Source organism: Heliorestis convoluta (assembly GCF_009649955.1).
Lineage (GTDB): Bacteria > Bacillota > Desulfitobacteriia > Heliobacteriales > Heliobacteriaceae > Heliorestis > Heliorestis convoluta.
The window spans coordinates 2992661-3012665 of sequence record NZ_CP045875.1 but is presented as its reverse complement, the minus strand read 5'-3'; the positions used below and the strand labels follow the sequence as shown (position 1 = coordinate 3012665).

The following is a 20005-nucleotide window of genomic DNA, read 5'->3' as shown; positions in this document are numbered from 1 at the left end:
TTCTGCACTGCGTATAGAAGTAGAAGGGAAGGAAATCCGAATTAAGGTGGTTGAAGTGATTGACTGGACGTCGTAGAGGCCTCACCATTTTGGCGGTGATCGTTGTTGCTATTAGTATTCTGACCACAGCAACACTAGCCGCCTTGGTAATAACAAACTATCAGCACCTAGGTCGACTTGCCAAAGTCGTTCACCTGGTGAATCGAGAATACCTGGAACCTGTTCCATTTTCCACCCTTGTAGATGGAGCGATGAAAGGCATTGTCGGTTCCTTGAATGACCCCTATTCTAGCTACTTAGATCCAGAACAGTACAAACAGCTTTTTGAGCAAATTCAAGGTAGTTTCACTGGTATTGGCGTCTATGTCAGCAAAAGAGATGTCAACAAGCTTGTTGTTGTATCACCGATTAAAGGTGGTCCTGCCGAGCGAGCAGGATTAAGAGCTGGCGACGTCATCGTTAAAGTAGATGGCGAAGATGTGGCTGACATGGATGTAGATGTAGCAGTTTCAAAAATCAAAGGGCCCGAAGGTTCAGAAGTACACCTCACCATCTTCCGTGAAGACGGACAAGGGTTTCATGAAATGACCATTGTTCGGGAAGAAGTGCAAATTCCAGTGGTTACAGCAGATTTTTCTGAACAAGACAAACGAATTGGTGTCATTCAGATCAGCCAATTTAACAAAATTGCAGCCAACGAAGTCGATCGCGCTTTGCGTAGATTTAAGGATGAAGGCGCGAAAGGCATTATCCTTGACTTACGCGATAACCCTGGTGGAGAGTTAGACTCCGCCGTTGATATCGCCTCAAACTTTATCCCCGAAGGGCCTGTTGTACACATTGTTGACCGTTCAGAGGGCACTGAAACAGCCTATAGCACCCGTGACTATATCGGGCTTCCGCTGGTCATCCTGATTAATGGTGGCTCAGCCAGTGCCTCAGAAATTGTAGCTGGCGCTGTGAAAGACAACGGCACAGGCACACTGGTTGGCACCAAAACCTTTGGCAAAGGCATTGTTCAAATGGTGATGGAGCTTGATGGCGGGGCAGCCTCAAGCTAACAACAGCCAAATATCTTACTCCAAAAGAAAATGACATTCACAAGCTCGGTATTGAACCCGATGTCGTTGTGGAGCTAGAAAACAGAACCGATCACCCCTTAAGTGTGGAAAAAGCAGATGAAAGACAAGATATTCAAAAGCTAAAAGCACTGGAGATCATACAAGGGAAGATTCAATAAGAGATTCAATAAGAGCTTCGATAAGAATTTCGATAAGAGTTTTGACAAGGCGTGGCATAGAAGCTTCTAGCCGTAAATAAAACTAGGCAGGTTGTAGACAATGGAAGCATTTAACCTGTGGAATATGCTCGAATTGATTTTTCAGGGTATTTGGTTGCTGGTTGCTCAGCCTTTCCAATACCCTTCTTTGTTTTGGCTCATTGTGCTCCTCATAGCCCTGCAATATCGTCGCATGGCCAAAATGAAAGCAGAGCTTTTTCACATCGAACAAGAAAGCGCCTGGCGCCCCATCGTAATTGCCATTGTCTATGGCGTCTTTGGTGGCATCATCGGTTCATCTTTATTAATTTTTTTCGGCATTACGATTACAGAAGCAGGCTTTCTTTACCTTTGGCCTGTGGCCTTGCTTTTGATGCTGATTAACACGCGTTACCTTTGCTTTGCTTATGCAGGTGGCATTATTTCTTTAGTGGCCATTATCTTTGGTTGGGAAGCCGTAAGCGTGGCTCAAATTATGGGCTTAGTCGCTATTTTGCATATGGTGGAAGCCTTATTAATCTACTTCACTGGTCACCGCAGCTCTGTACCGGTTTATATCGCTCATCGCAATGGCTCAACCGTGGGTGGCTATAATTTGCAAAGTTTTTGGCCCATTCCACTGATGGTACTCACCTTGGTCGCCATCCCAGAAGATAGTGGTTTGGCTACTTCAGGTATGGCCATGCCCTCCTGGTGGCCCTTGATTGCACCGCCTCCCATGGAGCCTGAAATAGGTTATATGCTCCTCTTTGTGCCCTTACCGATTGTAGCTGGTCTTGGCTATGGCGATCTTGCTGTTACAAGGCCACCTCGGGAGCACTCGCGGCTTTCTGCTTTCATGCTTGGTTTGTACAGCCTCATTCTGTTAGGCCTTGCTCTTTTGGCCTCTTTCGCGCCTTCTCTGGCCATCTTAGCCGCTCTATTTGGCCCCCTTGGCCATGAAGCACTCATCTTGTGGACCCAGCGACGAGAACTAAGTGGCAAGCCCTACTTTAACTCCTCACCTTGGGGTTTGCGTATTCTTTCTATCGCTGAAGGCTCACCAGCCCAAAAGCTAGGTCTACAGACTGGTGATATCATTGGTCGTGTGAACGGCTATGATGTAAAAACAAGAAGCGATCTGACCATGGCTCTATCTACATCGCCTCTTTACGTAGAAGTGGATTTTTTACCTGGTGGAAAAAATGAAGGCGTCTGGCGCAGCAAAAGAGTCGAGAAAAAGTGGAACGAACCCGTTGGTATTATCGCAGCACCGGACGAGACCGAGCCAGCACAAGTAAAAATTGCTACCAATGGACCTTTAGAGCGGTGGATTTCCAAATGGAGAGGGAAAAGGGATCAGAAAGAATGAGCAGAAAAAATGAACAGTATGCCCTGCTTGAGGATTTTAGGATCTTTGAACCACTCATATTCGAAAACACTAATAAAACATAGAATGTATCGCATGAGAACAGGGGAGGCTCCCGTTAGTGTCTACCATCACTACAAAATCCGGCTGTACGATTGAACTCACAGAAGAAGGTTTTCTTGTCGATCCAACGCTGTGGAGTGAAGAAGTCGCTGAAGCACTTGCACGGCTCGAAGAAGTTAAGGAGCTAACAGAAAGGCACTGGAAAGTGATTTACTACATGCGCAACTATTATCAAAAAAACGGCATTGCTCCCATGATTCGAAGTCTTTGTAACGAAGTCGATATTACCCTGAGACAACTATACGACTATTTCCCCTCAGGTCCCATCAAAGGAGCCTGTAAAATAGCAGGCTTACCAAAGCCTACAGGTTGTGTATAGATGGAGTAAATACAGAAAAAGAAAAAGAAAAAAGAGAGAAGCTTATAAAAGTCTTCTCTCTTTTTCTTTTTCGAAAAGGACTGAACACAGAAGTACTATCCCCTGGAGCACAGCAGAACCGCCCCCACTGTGTTCTGTACTTTTAAGAACTACGCATGCCCAGATTAAAGCTCAAGACCTCTAAATTCACCGTCAGATCTATGTTACGTATTTCTACATGTTCAGGTACATTTAATACAACAGGTGCAAAGTTGATTATGGAAGCAACACCAGTTTGGATTAAGGCTTCAGCAATCGACTGTGCCGACTCCGCAGGAACAGCGATGATACCCATTTTAATCTTCTTTTCCTGAACGACTCTCTCGAGCTCACGTAAGGGATAGATAGGAAGATTATCAGATACTTCTTCTGACGAGGCAGAAGAAGCAATGGCATCAGAATCAGTATCAAAAAGAGCAACCACTTCAAAACCGCGATCAAGTAGACCTTTGTAGGTTGCCATTGCTTTCCCAAGGTGACCGGCACCAATAATGACGACAGGCCAAGGCTGATTCACACAGAGTAGCTTGTCCACTTGTTCACAGAGATCTTTCACCCGATAGCCAACACCACGAATTCCAAACTCACCAAAGTAGGAGAGATCTTTACGTACCTGGGCGGAAGGAATGCCGACGGCGACGCCGATTTCATCGGATGAGATGATATCCATCCCTTTGTCGTTGGCTTGGTTTAAGAAGCGTGAATAGAGAGAAAGGCGAACAACAGTTGGTTCTGGAATTTTTAATACTTTCAAGGAATTCCCCTCCGCTATGTACAATCTTACCCAAGTGCTTCTACCTTCAGTATAATATAAATATCACAATCCGTATAGGACAAGTGAAAGAGTTTTTTTAGTGAATGTTTATTTGAGGTAAGAAAAGAAGGTGTCCCTGGTTTTAAGCACGACCAGGGACTTTTTCTTTTCTTTTTTCTTTTTCACCAGGCTCTTCATAACGATGATTTAAAAGCTCATATTGCTGCTGAAACCTTTCAGTGGCACGATCCTCTTGACCTAGACCCAGTATATCAAAACTCTCTTCTGTTTTTGTATCTATGGGTCTTGTATCTGTCTGCTGAGCCGAGATTGCATCACTTTTCCTTTTTACGACCAAAAGGGTAAGGGCTAGAAGAAGTAAGGCAGCAAGCCAGAAGTAAGGTGTCAAGAGGAAAAAAAGCATAAGTTCTTTAACCAAAAAGAAAAAAAATAAAAGGATTTCCATTGTGGACACAGTACATCACCCTTTTTAGGTGCTACCTGTTACCCACCGCCGACAGGGGGAAATAAAGAAAGCGTGTCACCGTCTTGTAAGGGATGGTCCACTTCTGCGTTTCGTCCGTTGACCAGTAATATAGCCACTTCTTCATCCGCTATATCGAGAACTTTTAAAACATCTCGAACCTCTGTTTGCTCAGGAAATTCCATTTCTTGCTTAATGAAACGTTTATCACGAAAAGTTGCAAAAAGTTTTACTAATACTTTCATTACGATACCTCCCTTTGAAGCGAGATAGTTGCAATTTTAGGGGCACAGAGCCAACCGCCGAGACCAGAGGCAGTCAGCGCAGCCCGGGCTGTTGTAATAACAGTCTGCATCAGAATCAAGAACGTAATCACAACCATTGACAAAGTTGCAATCGGTGCAGGATGGGTAAATGCCTTGACTCAACTTGTAACGCAACTCCATATACTGTGGGGACGTCCAGATCTCATAAAGTGATTTTTCTTGAATGTTGCCAAAATCATAAGCTCGAACCTCTTTTTTTCGCCCAAAGACAAATTCTTGATAGGAGTGAAGGTGGCGAAAACAAGGTGAGACCTGACCGTGCCAGCCAATTGCACAAGCCCAATCTTCAATAAACTGGCATTTGCGCTCTGTCTTAAGAGAAAATTCAGGTTCAATCAAGGTGATTTGACCGGACAAACTGCGTAAACGAGCTTGCGATAGCACTTTTTCAAGATCATCTGGCAAAGCGGGGTGGTATAAAGTTTGTTCTGCCATAGATGCGGTAAAAGGCATGAGGTTGGTAAGGTGGATTTCACGAATATCGTATTGAGAGGCGAGGTTTACAAGGGCAGGTAGAGAGTGATAGTTGTTTCGCATTAGGACAAACTCAGAAATTAACCAGGGGCGTTCGAGGCGACGACGCTTCTTGGCGAGATTGAGAGCGGCCATCTGGGTTAACAGTTTTTCCAAGTTGTGACCTCTGATTTGATCATAGCCCAGAGGATCAGGGCTGTCCAGAGATATCATGAGGCGAGAAACATCAAGATCCAAAAGTGTTTCAATCGTAGATTCATCTAGCAAAGTACCGTTTGTAAAAATGGTTACTTCAAGATTTCGGTGTCTTGCTTCTCGTACCCACGATAAAAAGTGGGGGTGAACAAAATTCTCTCCAATGCCGCCGAAGACGATTTCCTTCAGATGAGGAAAGTCTTTTGCCCCCTCTAAGATTTTATGAAAAGTTTCCTGCTTCATGTCACCTTGTCGATCTTTCATGCTACGACGAAAGCACATAACGCAAGACAAATTACAGCGAGAGGTAATTTCTACGTAAAGTTTTTTCAAAGTTGGTTTGGGGTGATAGATGATTTCAAATTCTTGATTGTTCATGGAGTGGCGCAGGCGCCTTCCCTCCTTTGTTGCTTTTTTATAAGAAAAGGGAGGGTCTCGAATTGAGCCCTCCCTTTTCTTCCAAAATATCAATCGTAGCTGGAACTTATTGTCTTATTAGATGACCTTCGTATTGCAATCTATACAGAATCGTACTTACGCCAGGCCAAGTTCTTTTAGTTTCTTTTCAGTGGGTACGCCTTCAGCATCCCAGCCTCGAACTTCATAGTAAAGAGGTAGAAGTTCATCAAGCTTGGTAACCCAGCCTTTGCTTGGTCCGTCTGGAATAGGATCTTCTAACAAGCGCTTCGGCAGGGTGTCGTCGGCTTTGGTAAAGCCAGCTTGGATGTTAAAGAGGCGTTCAATATTATAGATGCGGTCTCCGGCTTCAAGAACTGCTTCTGCGGTCCACTCTTGACCTGTTGCTGCTGTCAGCATATCAGCGTAGTCTTGTGCACCGAGTGCAAAGGAAGTGAAGAGGCAAAGACCTGTTGCGTCAATGGTAGCAGTTAGATCTTGGAAAATCTTCGTCCATAGGGGCTTGCCTTCTAGGGACAGGCGGTCGAGTTTTTCAGGAAGTCCGAGGATCTCAGGGGAGATGAGGTAGCCACGAACGTGACAACCACCACGGTTAGAAGTTGCGTATTGTACGCCTTGTCCTTGAATACCGCGAGGGTCATAAGCAGGAAGTTCTTGCTTTTTCACCGTCATAGATAGTTCGGGAACGCCATAGGAATCAGCCAAGCGATAGGAACCCTGGGCAAGCTTAGCGCCAAAACCTTCGCCAGCGCCCATTTTGCGAGTCCACTCGACGATGGCTTCGCCATTACCGAATTTTAGAGCCGGTCCATCGAGCTCTTCTTCTTTGATATAACCTTTTTCATAGAGCTCCATCGCACAAGCAATGGTACAACCTGCTGAAACTGTATCAATACCATAGTCGTTGCAAAGGTGGTTGGCTTTGATGACTGCTTTTAAGTCACTGACGCCGCAGTCAGCACTGTAGGCCCAGAGGGTTTCGTATTCCGGTCCGCCACCTTCCATGTCGTCAGCTTTGCAGTAACGACCGCAAGCGATAGGACAACGGTAACAGGGATCGCGCTTGACCAGATAGTTGGCTTCTAGTGCTTCACCAGAAACGGCTTCTGCTTCATCGAAAACACCTTGCTGGAAGTTGCGAGTAGGATAAACGCCGTTTTCGTTGATGATGTTTACGAGAATCGCAGTGCCGTACTTCGGTAAACCTTGACCGGTCACACCGTTTTCACGGATTTTGCCCATAGCGCCTTTTAAGATGTCGCGCATTTTTTCGCTATCGGCAATTTCTACTTTCTTAGAGCCACGCACAACGATTGCTTTTACGTTTTTCGAGCCGACGACAGCTCCAACGCCAGAACGACCGGCTGCACGGAAACGCTCATTCATAACAGCTGCGATGGGGGACAACTGCTCACCGGCAGGACCGATGCAGAGGACACGCGCTTTGGGGTCGGCCATTTCTTCAAGCAAAGTGTCCGTCGTATCGTTTACTTTTTTGCCCCAGAGGTGCGCTGCATCTCTGATTTCAACTTCGTTGTCGACAATAGAGATATAGACGGGATTTTCTGCTTTCCCTTCTAAAACGACCATGTCGTAACCAGCATTTTTTAATTCAGGACCCCAGTAACCACCGGAGTTAGAACAGGCTATGGTACCTGTTAAAGGTGCCTTGGTTACAACCATATATCGTCCGCTTGTCGGTGCATTGGTGCCTGTTAAAGGTCCTGTTGCAATAAAAATTTTGTTTTCAGGGCTTAAAGCATCAATGGCAGGGTCGATTTCTTGCGCTAACATATAGGTAGCGAGACCACGGCCGCCTACGAACTTCTGAGCCATTTCAGGATCAATGGCTTCTTTCGTAATCGTCTTTGTCGTCAGATTGATCCGCAGAATCGTTCCGACATAAGCTTTCATGTCCATTCCTCCCAGAATTGCTGATACATGTTCCATTTTCACCTATGTACTTGTCTTTTTTTGTAGGTTTTCTTGCCCTTGGGATACTTCTTGTCTTTGGTAAAAGAGTTGCAAGTAAGAAAGGTTTCATTTTCATGAAGGCTTCGAGATAGGAGTAGCGATGCTACATTGAGAATTTTGGGTATAAAGACAGTGTGTAGTGGTATAGAATATGGAACAAGGTAAGGCTTGTCTTTTTTGAAACCTAGCCGAGGTAGCTGGAGACAAATCACTTGCGCTCTCTTGAACAAGGAGGGGCATACTTCTCCCTGTAAACTGAAAAAGATGGATTGTCCATTCTCTCGGGAAAACGTACCTACGGCTATGATTTTATCATGTTTGGGTCGAAAAATGAATAGGTGTTCAGAGTTTTCAGTTACTTAACACAAAATAGAATTTTTATATCTGGTTGTGTCCGGACGGGCATGAGGGGTTAACACGAAAATAGCTACCCTGTGGTGGGGTCAGGCGTTATGATTTCCTTCCGAACGGACTCATCCCACGCCATGAGCGGCAGCAAGCTGCCGATGGCTGAGGTCTGAAGTCCTCTCTCCAGGAAGTCATAACACCTGACCCAGATACATTTTGCTGGTTGTGACTGCGTTTTGGCCTATTGTAAATGCAATCGGCAGTCTTTTACTTCACTAATACCTTTTGCAATAGGCATAATACAAGAACAAAAAAAAATTTTCCTTTACTAAAATAATAAGGAGTAAAGAGAGCTTTTATGGGTTACCTTAACGGTAGAATTTTGCTTACATTAAAGATGACAAATAAAAGTAGAGCAAAATTTCTTTCTGGCTTCTACTTCTAGCAAATCTAGTAGTTCTGCTTCTCAATTGTACCCAAGAATAAGATCTATAAAAGAAAGAGTGATTACAATGGAAAAGAAAAAAACAAAAAAAGATCCTGATCAAGATACTTTGGTTATGCGTGAAGTTGGAGAAGAGGGTACCCATCTACGTGTTATGGATAACACTGAAGCGCATATTAAAGGAAGCACAGGAGACCGTAAACCAGAAAAAAATCAGTAAACAAAGGGCCTTCGGGCTCTTTACAAAAAAATATTTGTTTTTTGTGCACAAAATACGCAATTGGAAAAAACTGATGGTTGCGTATCTTTGTTAGTTATGCAATAATAGCAAATGTCGCTGCTGTGAGGCAGCAAATACCAATTGACGAAAGTCAATAAAGAATGGTATAATTTCAATTCTGGTCCTTGAAAATCAAACAGTTGTAAACAAGTCAAGCGTGCGAAAATGTCGAAGCTTTCGGGCTTACGACAAACCAATCAATTCTGAGAGCTTTTGCAGATTCGGTGATGGTTTTTCGAAACCTTCATTATAAATACAAAAGTTATCAAAAAAAGTCAATTAAGAGCTTTATCAGGCTCACCCATAATTTTTTGGAGAGTTTGATCCTGGCTCAGGACGAACGCTGGCGGCATGCCTAACACATGCAAGTCGAACGGAGTTAAGGGATAGCTTGCTATTCCAAGACTTAGTGGCGAACGGGTGAGTAACGCGTGGATAACCTACCTATAAGAGGGGGATAACTTTCCGAAAGGAGAGCTAATACCGCATAAAGTTGTTCTATGGCATCATGGGACAACCAAAGGAGCAATATACTCTGAAAAGAATCATTGAGCTAAAACAATATTCCTCGATAGCTCAATCGGTAGAGCAACCGGCTGTTAACCGGTAGGTTGTAGGTTCGAGTCCTACTCGAGGAGCCATTTACATGTATATAAAACCTTAGATAATAATATCTAAGGTTTTTTGTTATTCCTCTGAACTCTTTGCCTACTTCGTCGCGAAAAACAGAAAGTCAAAAAAGGTCAAAAGATGCTTGCTATTGTGTATTATAGCGATGTAAAGACATAAATGGCTCTAATCGGTGAATATCATCGGAGAAAAGAATTGATTATAGGTATGGTGTCATGGTTATAATAGCAGCAGAAGGTCAAAGTTAGTCAAAAGCAGATTAGAAGGAAAAGCACGCAGGAGGTGCCAATATGAATTTGCATAAAATGACAGAAAAAATGCAAGAGGCTTTTTTGGCTGCTCAATCTCTAACAAATCGATATCATCATGCAGAAGTAGATGTCGATCATCTACTTTTAGCCCTGGTAGAGCAGAAAGAAGGCCTCCTAAGCCGTCTTCTAACGAAAATGAATATAGATGTTGAGCAATTTAAGCAAGATATCCAGCAAGAACTAGATAGAAGACCAAAACAATACAGCAGCGGCATAGAAGCTGATAAAATTTACTTATCAAAGCGCTTGAGAAATCTTTTTATAACCGTTGAAGATGAAGCTCGACAGTTGAAAGATGAATACATTTCCTCAGAACACTTCATGTTAGCTTTAACAGAAGAAAAAGAAATATCTTCCACAGCTAAGATACTTCGCAAATATAAGATTCATCGTCAAAGCATATTACAAGCATTAACCACTTTGCGAGGTCATCAACGAATTACAAATCCAACACCAGAAGATACTTATGAAGTTCTTGAAAAATACGGTCGTGAACTAGTTGCAGAAGCACGACGAGGCAAGATGGATCCGGTAATTGGTCGCGATGGGGAGATACGCAGGGTTATACGAATTCTGTCACGGAAAACGAAAAACAATCCTGTAATTATTGGTGAGCCCGGCGTAGGAAAAACAGCTATCGTGGAGGGTTTGGCTCAAAGAATTGTTCGAGGTGACGTTCCTGAAGGACTCAAAGATAGATCGATTTTTGCCCTTGATTTAGGCGCTCTTCTTGCAGGCGCTAAATATCGTGGTGAATTTGAAGAGCGTTTAAAAGCAGTGTTGCAAGAAATTAAGAAAAGTGAAGGACGAATGCTGCTATTTATTGATGAATTGCATACCATTGTCGGTGCTGGTAAAGCAGAAGGGGCTATGGACGCAGGCAACATGCTAAAACCAATGCTGGCTCGCGGGGAGCTTCACTGCATAGGTGCTACGACACTTGATGAATATAGGAAATACATTGAAAAAGATGCGGCCTTGGAGCGCCGCTTTCAACCGGTAATAGTGCAACCTCCAACGGTAGAAGATAGCATTTCAATATTACGAGGACTGAAAGAGCGCTTTCAAGTTCATCATGGTGTAAAGATACAAGACAATGCTTTAGTGGCTGCAGCTACCTTATCGGATCGATATATTAGCGATCGCTTTCTCCCTGACAAAGCCATTGATTTGGTCGACGAAGCCTGCGCCATGATTCGTACGGAAATAGACTCATTGCCTACGGAAGTCGATGAAGTGAATCGTCGCCTTTTACAACTAGAAATAGAAGAAGCGGCTCTGGCCAACGAAAAAGATCTTGCCAGTCAGGAAAGAAGAGAACGACTTCTTAAAGAGCTGGCGGAACTGAAAGAAAAAGCAACCGTAATGAAGGCACAACTAGAATTAGAGCGAGAGAGAATACGAAAAATCCAGTCACTTCGCGAGGAAATCGAAGAAACACGCCGTGAAGAAGAAGCAGCTGAAAGAGAATACAATCTAAATCGCCTTGCTGAACTGCGTCATGGAAAAATACCGCAATTAGAAGGTCAACTAAAAGAAGAAGAAGAAAAGCTGACAGAGCAACAAGGTGATCACAGACTATTGCGTGAGGAGGTAACACAAGAAGAGATTGCAGAAGTGGTAGCTCGTTGGACAGGAATTCCTCTTACTCGTCTCGTAGAAGGTGAAAGAGAAAAATTGTTACGGTTAGAAGAAATCTTACAACAACGCGTTGTCGGGCAAGATGAAGCTGTTCAAAAAGTAACAGATGCTGTATTAAGAGCGCGAGCTGGTATCAAAGATCCACAGAGGCCCATCGGTTCTTTTATATTTTTAGGACCAACAGGCGTGGGAAAAACAGAATTGACCCGTGCCCTTTCTGAAGCTTTATTCGACAGTGAAGAGAACATGATTCGTATTGACATGTCCGAATACATGGAGAAATTTGCTGTTTCGCGGCTAATCGGTGCTCCTCCTGGTTATGTAGGCTATGATGAAGGTGGACAATTAACAGAAGCTGTTCGTCGCAAGCCCTACGCAGTGATTCTCTTCGATGAGATAGAGAAAGCGCATCCTGAAGTTTTTCACTTACTTTTGCAAATTTTAGATGATGGACGCATTACTGATTCACAGGGACGCACAGTAGATTTTAAGAACACCGTCATTATTATGACCTCTAACATTGGGTCGCAATTTTTATTAGAGGGCATTGACACTGAAGGGGAAATAAAAGCATCAACTCGTCAAGAAGTTATGAACCTTTTGCGGAATCACTTTCGTCCCGAATTTTTAAATCGAGTCGATGAAACAGTACTTTTTGCTCCCTTAAGCACTGAAGAGATTGCTAAAATTATTCATATCTTAACGATAAGACTTCAGAATCGATTGGAAGAGCGACAAATCATCCTTGAAATCACAGATGCAGCCAAGCAACAAATGGCCAGAGAAGCTTACGATCCTGTCTATGGAGCAAGACCATTAAAAAGATATTTACAACGTTATGTAGAAACACCTCTAGCTAGAGTAATCATTGCAGGGACTGTCAAAGATGGTCAAAAAGTGATTGTAGATAGTCGAGAAGGAGTCATAGAAATTGTGCTATGAGAAGAAAAATGAGAAAGGGCAAAGAGGAGGTGTAGCTCTTGTCCAACAACTTGGCCGATAAAATAGAACAATACATTAAAGAAATGATTGCCCAAAGTGATGAGAGAATGATTGAAATTCAGAGACAACAAGTGGCAACTATCTTTGGTTGCGTTCCTTCTCAGATTAACTACGTGCTTACAACCCGCTTTGCTGCTGAACAAGGCTATGTTGTTGAAAGCAGAAGAGGTGGCGGTGGCTATGTTCGTATTGTCAAATTATCTATCGAGGACGAATCTGATTTGTGGGACTACCTGTCCAATAAGCTTGGTGAAATGATATCAGAGGGACAGGGAAGAAGGATGATAGAGCATCTCGTAGAAGAAGGTATTCTCACCGCACGAGAAGGTATGCTTATGTCTGCCGCCATACAGAGAGATATCCTTCAGGGGGAGTTGCCACAACGAGATCATTTACGAGCGCGATTAATTCGTGCTATGCTCTATTCTCTTTTTCGTCAAGAATGCCAAAAAAAGATGAAAAAGAATTTCAGAAAACAAGGGGGATAACCATGTATTGTGATGAATGCCAAAAAAAGCCCGCCGCAGTCCATTTAACGAAGATAATAAATGGTGAAAAATCAGAAGTTCATCTTTGTGAAGATTGTGCGCAAGCACAGCATAAAGAATGGACCCTCGGTATAGATGCGAACTTTCCTTTGAATAAATTTCTTGCAGGTTTGCTTGGCTATGATCCGCAAGCTACAGGTGCGTCAATGAATCTAACCTTTACCCCGCCAGAAAAATGCGAAAGTTGCGGTTTTAACTATAATCAAATGAGTCAAATTGGTCGATTTGGGTGCAATCGTTGCTACAAACACTTCAAAGATAAAGTAGGTCCTTTGCTAAGACGTGTCCAGGGCTCGAATCGTCATACAGGGAAAGTACCGCAACGTACGGGTGGGACGATTCGCCTTGAAAGAGAAATTCAATCGTTACGCCTGGCTTTGCAAGAGCATGTAGTGCGAGAAGAATTCGAAGAAGCTGCTAAGGTGCGCGATCAGATCCGAGAGATCGAGAAAAAACTAGGTCGATAAAAGGGGTGGGATGCTATGTTTGAAAAATTTTTTAGTCAAGCTTCATCAAAATGGATGGAAGGCACAGGGGAAGAAGCCGATATAGTCATTAGCTCTAGGGTACGGCTCGCGAGAAACATAAGCGCCATTCCCTTTCCTCATCTCTTACAAACGACAGAAGCAAAAAAAGTGGTTGCCATGATTTACGAAGCTTTGCAATCGCTTCAATCGAATGAACAGGTAAAGGATCTTACCCCGGTATATTTACAAGATTTACAGCCTATAGAACGTTCTATTCTCGTTGACAAACATTTAATTAGTCCACAACATGCAGAAGAAGCTGGCGGTAGAGGATTGCTGATCAGCCAGGATGAGGACATTTCAATCTTAATTAACGAAGAGGATCATTTAAGGATTCAATGCTTATATTCCGGTTTAGAACTAGAAAAGGTTTGGAATGAAGCAAGCCAAGTGGATGATCTTTTTGAAAGTGTTTTAGATTTTGCCTTTGATGAGAAACTGGGCTACCTAACAGCTTGCCCTACAAACGTAGGGACCGGGTTAAGAGCATCTGTTATGATGCACTTGCCTGCTCTCGTCATGACCAATCAGGCTACCCGTGTATTGGCATCACTGAGTCAATTGGGCATGACTGTAAGAGGTCTTTATGGAGAAGGAACAGAAGCAACGGGGAATCTCTTTCAGATCTCTAATCAAGTGACATTGGGTCGCTCAGAAGAAGAAATAATTTCAAGTTTACTTGTTGTCGCCAAGCAACTTATCGATCAGGAAAGAATGGCCCGTCATGTACTGCTAAAAGAAACAAAAAATCAGCTTGAAGATCAAGTATGCCGGGCCTATGGTGCATTGACCCATGCAAGAGTGATGAGTTCCCAAGAATCCATGTCACTTCTGTCAAAAGTACGATTGGGTATTGATGTGGGTATAATCAAGACAGCGTCACTACAAACCATGAATGAAATGCTTGTTCTAACGAGACCTGCTTTTTTACAAAAAATGAAAGGAAAAGAATTAAGTCCTTTTGAAAGAGATGTACAAAGAGCAACCATGATTCGAGAAAAACTACTAGATAAAATAGAGAAATAAAGTTCAAAAAAGGGAGGCAAGTTTATGCTCGGTCGATTCACAGAAAAAGCACAAAAGGTAGTCACACTGGCCCAGGAAGAAGCCAGAAGTATAGGACATCCTGCAGTTGGAACAGAGCACCTGTTACTTGGCTTGATTCGAGAAGGGGAAGGCGTTGCGGCCAAAGCACTGCTTTCCATGAACATTAATTTAGAGCAAGTCCGGGAGCAAGTGATCAGACTGGTAGGGCAGAGTGAAGAAGCACCGAAAGAAATAGGATTCACCCCTCGCGCCAAAAAAGCCCTTGAATTGGCCAATGATGAAGGACGACGTCAAGGTGTAAACTACGTTGGAACAGAACACATCTTGCTTGGCTTGATTCGCGAAGGGGAAGGTGTGGCAGCCCGTGTTTTATTAGATTTGGGATTGAACTTAGACAAAGTACGCAACCAAGTCATGATGTTACTAGGTATAACACCTGTGACCCCAGGAGCGCCCATGCCTATAAAAAATATGAGCCATGACTCAGGTACGCCTACACTCAATGAATTTGGACGAGATTTAACACAAATCGCACGAGACAACAAACTTGATCCTGTCATTGGTCGGGAAAATGAAATAGAACGAGTTGTTCAAATTCTTTCTCGTAGAACAAAAAACAATCCCGTACTCATCGGGGAACCTGGTGTAGGAAAAACAGCCATAGCAGAAGGTCTGGCACAGCGTATTATTGATAACAATGTACCAGAAACACTTGTAGGCAAAAGAGTTATCACCCTCGATCTCTCTTCCGTTGTGGCGGGCTCCAAATATCGCGGTGAGTTTGAAGAGCGACTAAAAAAAGTGATGGATGAGATCAGAGCTTCCGGCAATGTTATTCTGTTTATCGATGAATTGCATACTTTGATTGGAGCTGGTGCAGCAGAAGGCGCTATTGATGCAGCCAATATCCTCAAACCAGCCCTTGCAAGAGGAGCGCTGCAGTGTATTGGAGCGACAACGCTTGATGAATATCGAAAGCATATTGAAAGAGATCCTGCGTTAGAGCGCCGTTTTCAACCGATCACAGTTGGGGAACCGTCCATCGAAGAAGCTCTCGCCATATTGAAAGGCTTACGAGATCGATATGAAGCCCATCACCGAGTCAAAATTACCGATGAAGCCATTGAGGCGTCAGTCAAACTGTCGGATCGCTATATAACCGAACGCTATTTGCCAGATAAAGCCATTGATTTAATCGATGAAGCTGCTTCACGTGTGCGCCTGCAAACGTACACAGCGCCATCGGATTTAAAAGAACTCGAAGCAAAACTAGAAGAGTTACGAAAAGAAAAAGAAGCAGCTGTCTTGGCCCAAGAATTTGAAAAAGCAGCCTCTTTCCGTGATGAAGAAATGAAGCTGAAAAAGCAACTAGAAGAAGAAAAGCAGATTTGGGAGAAAGAAAGAGGTATCTCTAACTCACACGTTCGAGAAGAAGATATTGCTCATATTATTGCGAGTTGGACAGGAATTCCCGTGAAAAAACTTGCGGAAGAAGAAAGTGCTCGTTTATTGAAACTAGAAGAAGTGCTTCACGAGCGCCTAGTGGGTCAAGATGCAGCTGTAAAAGCCGTATCACGAGCTGTGAGAAGAGCTAGAGCAGGCTTAAAAGATCCGAAGAGACCCATTGGCTCTTTCATCTTCTTAGGTCCTACCGGTGTAGGTAAAACAGAACTAGCAAAAGCTCTCGCTGATTCACTCTTTGGTCGAGAAGACGCTATGGTTCGGGTAGATATGTCAGAGTACATGGAAAAACACGCTGTTTCTCGTCTCGTAGGAGCACCTCCAGGTTATGTCGGTCATGATGAAGGCGGCCAATTGACAGAAGCGGTTCGGCGAAAACCCTATTCTGTTATTTTGTTAGATGAGATTGAAAAAGCCCATCCCGAAGTTTTTAATATACTTTTGCAAGTATTAGAAGATGGTAGACTGACAGATAGCAAAGGAAGAACGGTAGATTTTCGAAATACTGTTATAATTATGACTTCCAATGTAGGTGCACAGATGCTCAAACGAGCCGGTGTCATGGGCTTTAAGGTAACAGAAGGATCGGCAAAAGAAGAAGCCAATTATGAAGCCATGAAAAATCGAGTCATGGAAGAATTGAAAAAAAGCTTTCGCCCAGAGTTTCTCAATCGAATTGATGAAACGATTGTATTTCATCCTCTCACCCAAGAACAAATCAGCCGCATTGTTACACTGATGTTACAAGATCTACACAAGCGTCTACAGGAAAATGACATCTCCCTAGATGTTGCAGAGGGTGTAGAAGCATTTTTAGCAAAAGAAGGCTATGATGAAAACTATGGAGCCAGGCCCTTGCGTCGCACTATTCAGAGGCTGGTGGAAGACGAACTATCAGAAGGCCTATTGCGCAATGACTTTAGAAAAGGAAGTACAGTTCGCATATCTCTAGAGGAAGGGAAGCTGTCTTTTCAAAGCCTGAACTAAAAAGCACTTTGAATAAAAAAAGGGCCTTCTTGCCACGAATTGTGACAAGGAGGCCCTTTTTAATGCTTTCTAAAAATGGTTTCCTTTTACCTATGTTATAATGCTTGTGAATCAAAAAATTAGTAAAGGTGAGAGTGAAAGTGGCTAAAGGAAAAAGCCGTTTTTTTTGTAATCAATGTGGACAAGAGTCGCTGAAATGGATGGGCCGCTGTAATGGATGCGGCGCTTGGAACAGTCTAGTTGAAGAAAAAGTTGCTAAAAATGAAAGCGCTTCCTCGCTAACAAGTCGTTTCGGCACGCAAGGTATCTCCAAGCCCATTCATATTGATGAAGCGGTCGATGGTGATGAATCAAGATTTTCAACAGGGATTCAAGAACTCGATCGCGTCTTAGGAGGTGGTCTCGTCAACGGTTCGCTAACCCTTTTATCGGGCGATCCGGGTATCGGAAAATCGACCATACTTCTTCAAAGTGCCGCTCAGGTAGCCAATCGAAGCAAAGTTCTCTATGTTTCTGGTGAGGAATCGGTGCAACAGATCAAAATGAGGGCGCAGCGCCTTCAAGTGAAGAATGTAAATCTCTATTTGTTGGCTGAAACGAATATAGAAACAATTCTAGAAATAATTAAGAACATAGAACCGCAATGGGTCATTATTGATTCCATTCAAACATTATACTGGAATGAAATCGGATCAGCGCCAGGGAATGTAGCACAAGTGAGGGAATGCTCCGGACAGCTACTGCGTTTGGCAAAAGATTTACCCGTAGCCATTACGCTAGTCGGTCATGTTACCAAAGAAGGTGCCATCGCTGGGCCAAGGGTTCTTGAGCACATGGTAGATACAGTGTTGTACCTTGAGGGAGAAAGAAACTATCCTTATCGCATTTTACGAAGTGTAAAAAATCGATTTGGGTCCACCAATGAACTAGGCGTCTTTGAAATGTTAGGTCAGGGTATGGTGGAAGTTTCCAATCCATCTGCTTTTTTTCTGGCCGAAAGAAGTCAAGGGGCACCTGGTTCTGTCGTTGTACCTTCAATGGAAGGCACAAGGCCTCTCTTGGTTGAAGTGCAAGCCCTTGTTACACCGACCCTATTTGGGCCTGCTCGTCGCGTTGCTACAGGATTAGACTACCAGAGAACGGTATTGTTAGCGGCTGTTTTAGACAAAAAAATCGGTCTTCATCTGGGGCAACAAGACATTTATGTAAATGTGGCTGGTGGACTCAAAATTGTCGAACCAGCCGTTGATCTGGCCATCGTAGCAGCCATTGCTTCGAGCAGTCGCAACCAAATGACAGATCCAGAAACGGTCTTAATCGGTGAAGTTGGCTTAACGGGTGAAGTACGTGCAGTCGGTCACCTAGAAAAAAGAATTCGAGAAGCCTCCAAACTAGGCTTCCGTCGTTGTATTTGCCCTGGCCAAAATAGGAAATACTTGAAAGGAGACGTAGAGATTGAAATTATCGGGGTAGAAAAAGTAGAAGAAGCCCTGTCAGTTGCATTGGGAGGATAAAGATGGTCAAGGAAGCCGAAGAAAAATTTTTACGTGCCTTCGAAGCCTGGCGCCCGGTAGCCCACTACGAGAAGGTCTAGAGAACATTATGAAAGCCAAAACAGGTGCACTAATCGTAATTGGCGATAGCCCTCAAGTTTTAGAGCTCGTAGAAGGAGGCTTTCTGATCAACTGTCCCTATACACCGGCATCACTCTATGAACTCGCCAAAATGGATGGTTCTATCATATTAAGTCACGATGGACAGAGGATTCTCTATGCCAACACACAGCTTGTTCCAGAACCATCCATTCCCTCTGAAGAAACAGGCATTCGGCATCGTACAGCAGAGAGAGTGGCAAGGCAGACTGGCGAAATGGTTATCTCTATATCACAACGGCGTGGTGTAATCACCATCTATCAAGGAACAATCAAGTATACTCTGCGTGATATTGCCACAATATTATCAAAAGCAAACCAAGGACTCCAAACTTTAGAAAAGTATAAAGTGGTAATTGATAAAGCATTGACCAATTTAACAGCCTTAGAATTTGAAGACTTAGTTACTGTTTTCGATGTAACGAAAATTCTACAACGTATAGAAATGTTTACTCGCATGGTCTATGAAATGGATCAATATATCATTGAACTCGGCAAAGAAGGCCGTCTTGTAACGATGCAATTAACAGAATTGACCGATAATGTGGAAGAACAAGCTTATACTGTCATAGAAGATTACTTAACCATACAAGAACGGTCAGTGCTCCAAGTTAGAGAAGAAATCCGCCATATTAGCAATGACATTCCTGATCTGGTAGCGATCGCCAAAACCCTTGGTTACGGTACCAATATCGGTGTTTTAGACATGTCAGTCTCAGCAAGGGGCTATCGAATATTAGAAAAAGTTCCCAGACTACCTCGCCAGGTTGTTCATAATGTAGTAGAAACTTTTGGAGGACTTCAAAATATCATGTCTGCTTCAGTAGAAGAGCTTGATGAAGTCGAAGGCATCGGCGAAGTGCGCGCTCGAGCCATTAAAGAAGGATTGCGCCGCCTTCGAGAGCAAGTATTGCTTGACCGAGATGTATAATCACGACTGCTTGCCATCGGAAGAAGAGTTATTCTGGCTTTGCTGGCCATAAGGAAATTGCAGCGTATAAGACTGATACTGTTGATAGAGCTGCTGCATCTGCAACGGATCGGCAGGACGTAAATGGTACCAGCCTTTTTGCAGCGCAAAGTGAAAAAACTCGCGCTGGCAAGCTTGTGTTTCATTCAAACAAATCATGAGCGTACGATAGACATTATCATTGCCTGTTTCTAAAGCGACTCGATTGCAAAGTGAACTCATATTTTTTTCAGTGACCATAACATCAAAAAGGCGATCTCGATCCGTAAAATCGGTATTGCTATTTTGAGAATTGCCTTTATTCCCAGAGGCATTTTGAGAAGAGGAGGGGTTTTGTTGCCCCTTCTTATTTTGTTTCCCTTTTTGACCTTGTGAATCATTGCTAGAAGCTTTGCGCAGCTTCATCGCTCCTGTCAAAGAAGAT

Annotated in this window: 16 protein-coding genes, 1 pseudogene and 1 other annotated feature; of the genes and pseudogenes, 11 read left to right on the top strand and 6 right to left on the bottom strand. The window is 43.4% G+C overall.

Annotated features, from left to right (window positions below; all coding sequences use genetic code 11):
- The first annotated feature begins 95 nt into the window (after positions 1-95).
- The 3 genes and pseudogenes from FTV88_RS14420 (at position 96) to FTV88_RS14410 (ending at position 3069) form a co-directional block, all read left to right on the top strand.
- Positions 96-1240 (top strand): annotated as a pseudogene (locus tag FTV88_RS14420) (S41 family peptidase).
- A gap of 100 nt (positions 1241-1340) precedes the next feature.
- Positions 1341-2630: a PDZ domain-containing protein gene (locus tag FTV88_RS14415; protein ID WP_153726254.1), complete on the top strand. Its 1290-nt coding sequence runs from the start codon at positions 1341-1343 to the stop codon at positions 2628-2630.
- A 118-nt stretch (positions 2631-2748) separates the two neighbouring features.
- Positions 2749-3069: a TusE/DsrC/DsvC family sulfur relay protein gene (locus FTV88_RS14410; RefSeq protein ID WP_153726253.1), complete on the top strand. Its 321-nt coding sequence runs from the start codon at positions 2749-2751 to the stop codon at positions 3067-3069.
- A 142-nt stretch (positions 3070-3211) separates the two neighbouring features.
- Here the strand turns inward: FTV88_RS14410 and FTV88_RS14405 are convergent, their stop codons facing one another.
- The 5 genes from FTV88_RS14405 to FTV88_RS14385 form a co-directional block, all read right to left on the bottom strand.
- Positions 3212-3862, bottom strand: a complete 651-nt coding sequence (locus tag FTV88_RS14405; RefSeq protein WP_153726252.1) for a redox-sensing transcriptional repressor Rex — start codon at positions 3860-3862, stop codon at positions 3212-3214.
- Positions 3863-4004: 142 nt separating this feature from the next.
- Positions 4005-4337: a hypothetical protein gene (locus tag FTV88_RS14400; protein WP_162008070.1), complete on the bottom strand. Its 333-nt coding sequence runs from the start codon at positions 4335-4337 to the stop codon at positions 4005-4007.
- 29 nt (positions 4338-4366) lie between these two features.
- Entirely contained in the window at positions 4367-4591 is a 225-nt protein-coding gene (locus FTV88_RS14395; protein WP_153726250.1) for a MoaD/ThiS family protein, read from the bottom strand.
- A gap of 36 nt (positions 4592-4627) precedes the next feature.
- Positions 4628-5719 (bottom strand): tungsten cofactor oxidoreductase radical SAM maturase, encoded by a 1092-nt coding sequence (locus FTV88_RS14390; protein ID WP_153726249.1) that lies wholly within the window; start codon positions 5717-5719, stop codon positions 4628-4630.
- A 156-nt stretch (positions 5720-5875) separates the two neighbouring features.
- Positions 5876-7672: an aldehyde ferredoxin oxidoreductase family protein gene (locus FTV88_RS14385; RefSeq protein WP_153726248.1), complete on the bottom strand. Its 1797-nt coding sequence runs from the start codon at positions 7670-7672 to the stop codon at positions 5876-5878.
- A gap of 920 nt (positions 7673-8592) precedes the next feature.
- Here FTV88_RS14385 and FTV88_RS14380 point away from each other — a divergent pair.
- From FTV88_RS14380 to disA, 8 genes are all read left to right on the top strand, one after another.
- Positions 8593-8745, top strand: a complete 153-nt coding sequence (locus FTV88_RS14380; protein ID WP_153726247.1) for a hypothetical protein — start codon at positions 8593-8595, stop codon at positions 8743-8745.
- Positions 8746-9166: 421 nt separating this feature from the next.
- Positions 9167-9422, top strand: a sequence feature (16S ribosomal RNA rRNA prediction is too short).
- A gap of 303 nt (positions 9423-9725) precedes the next feature.
- Positions 9726-12329, top strand: a complete 2604-nt coding sequence (gene clpB, locus FTV88_RS14370) for an ATP-dependent chaperone ClpB (RefSeq protein WP_153726246.1) — start codon at positions 9726-9728, stop codon at positions 12327-12329.
- Between the two features lie 38 nt (positions 12330-12367).
- Positions 12368-12877: a CtsR family transcriptional regulator gene (locus FTV88_RS14365; RefSeq protein WP_153726245.1), complete on the top strand. Its 510-nt coding sequence runs from the start codon at positions 12368-12370 to the stop codon at positions 12875-12877.
- A gap of 2 nt (positions 12878-12879) precedes the next feature.
- A complete protein-coding gene (locus tag FTV88_RS14360) occupies positions 12880-13404 on the top strand; it encodes a UvrB/UvrC motif-containing protein (RefSeq protein WP_153726244.1) in 525 nt (174 codons plus the stop codon).
- 15 nt (positions 13405-13419) lie between these two features.
- Entirely contained in the window at positions 13420-14490 is a 1071-nt protein-coding gene (locus tag FTV88_RS14355; protein WP_153726243.1) for a protein arginine kinase, read from the top strand.
- A 24-nt stretch (positions 14491-14514) separates the two neighbouring features.
- Positions 14515-16959 (top strand): ATP-dependent Clp protease ATP-binding subunit, encoded by a 2445-nt coding sequence (locus tag FTV88_RS14350; protein WP_153726242.1) that lies wholly within the window; start codon positions 14515-14517, stop codon positions 16957-16959.
- 140 nt (positions 16960-17099) lie between these two features.
- Positions 17100-18473, top strand: coding sequence for a DNA repair protein RadA (gene radA / locus FTV88_RS14345; protein WP_153726241.1), 1374 nt, complete (start codon positions 17100-17102; stop codon positions 18471-18473).
- Positions 18457-19542 (top strand): DNA integrity scanning diadenylate cyclase DisA, encoded by a 1086-nt coding sequence (disA, locus tag FTV88_RS14340; RefSeq protein ID WP_368277385.1) that lies wholly within the window; start codon positions 18457-18459, stop codon positions 19540-19542. Before radA ends, disA begins: the two co-directional genes overlap by 17 nt.
- Here disA and FTV88_RS14335 read toward each other — a convergent pair whose 3' ends face one another.
- Positions 19543-19998, bottom strand: coding sequence for a spore coat protein (locus FTV88_RS14335; RefSeq protein WP_153726240.1), 456 nt, complete (start codon positions 19996-19998; stop codon positions 19543-19545).
- Positions 19999-20005: the final 7 nt, after the last annotated feature.

Coding starts and splice junctions, on each gene's coding strand:
- FTV88_RS14390 (WP_153726249.1), bottom strand. CDS start 5,719: ATGAACAATCAAGAATTTGAAATCATCTATCACCCCAAACCAACTTTG.
- FTV88_RS14350 (WP_153726242.1), top strand. CDS start 14,515: ATGCTCGGTCGATTCACAGAAAAAGCACAAAAGGTAGTCACACTGGCC.
- FTV88_RS14380 (WP_153726247.1), top strand. CDS start 8,593: ATGGAAAAGAAAAAAACAAAAAAAGATCCTGATCAAGATACTTTGGTT.
- FTV88_RS14360 (WP_153726244.1), top strand. CDS start 12,880: ATGTATTGTGATGAATGCCAAAAAAAGCCCGCCGCAGTCCATTTAACG.
- FTV88_RS14385 (WP_153726248.1), bottom strand. CDS start 7,672: ATGAAAGCTTATGTCGGAACGATTCTGCGGATCAATCTGACGACAAAG.
- clpB (WP_153726246.1), top strand. CDS start 9,726: ATGAATTTGCATAAAATGACAGAAAAAATGCAAGAGGCTTTTTTGGCT.
- FTV88_RS14395 (WP_153726250.1), bottom strand. CDS start 4,591: ATGAAAGTATTAGTAAAACTTTTTGCAACTTTTCGTGATAAACGTTTC.
- FTV88_RS14415 (WP_153726254.1), top strand. CDS start 1,341: ATGGAAGCATTTAACCTGTGGAATATGCTCGAATTGATTTTTCAGGGT.
- FTV88_RS14355 (WP_153726243.1), top strand. CDS start 13,420: ATGTTTGAAAAATTTTTTAGTCAAGCTTCATCAAAATGGATGGAAGGC.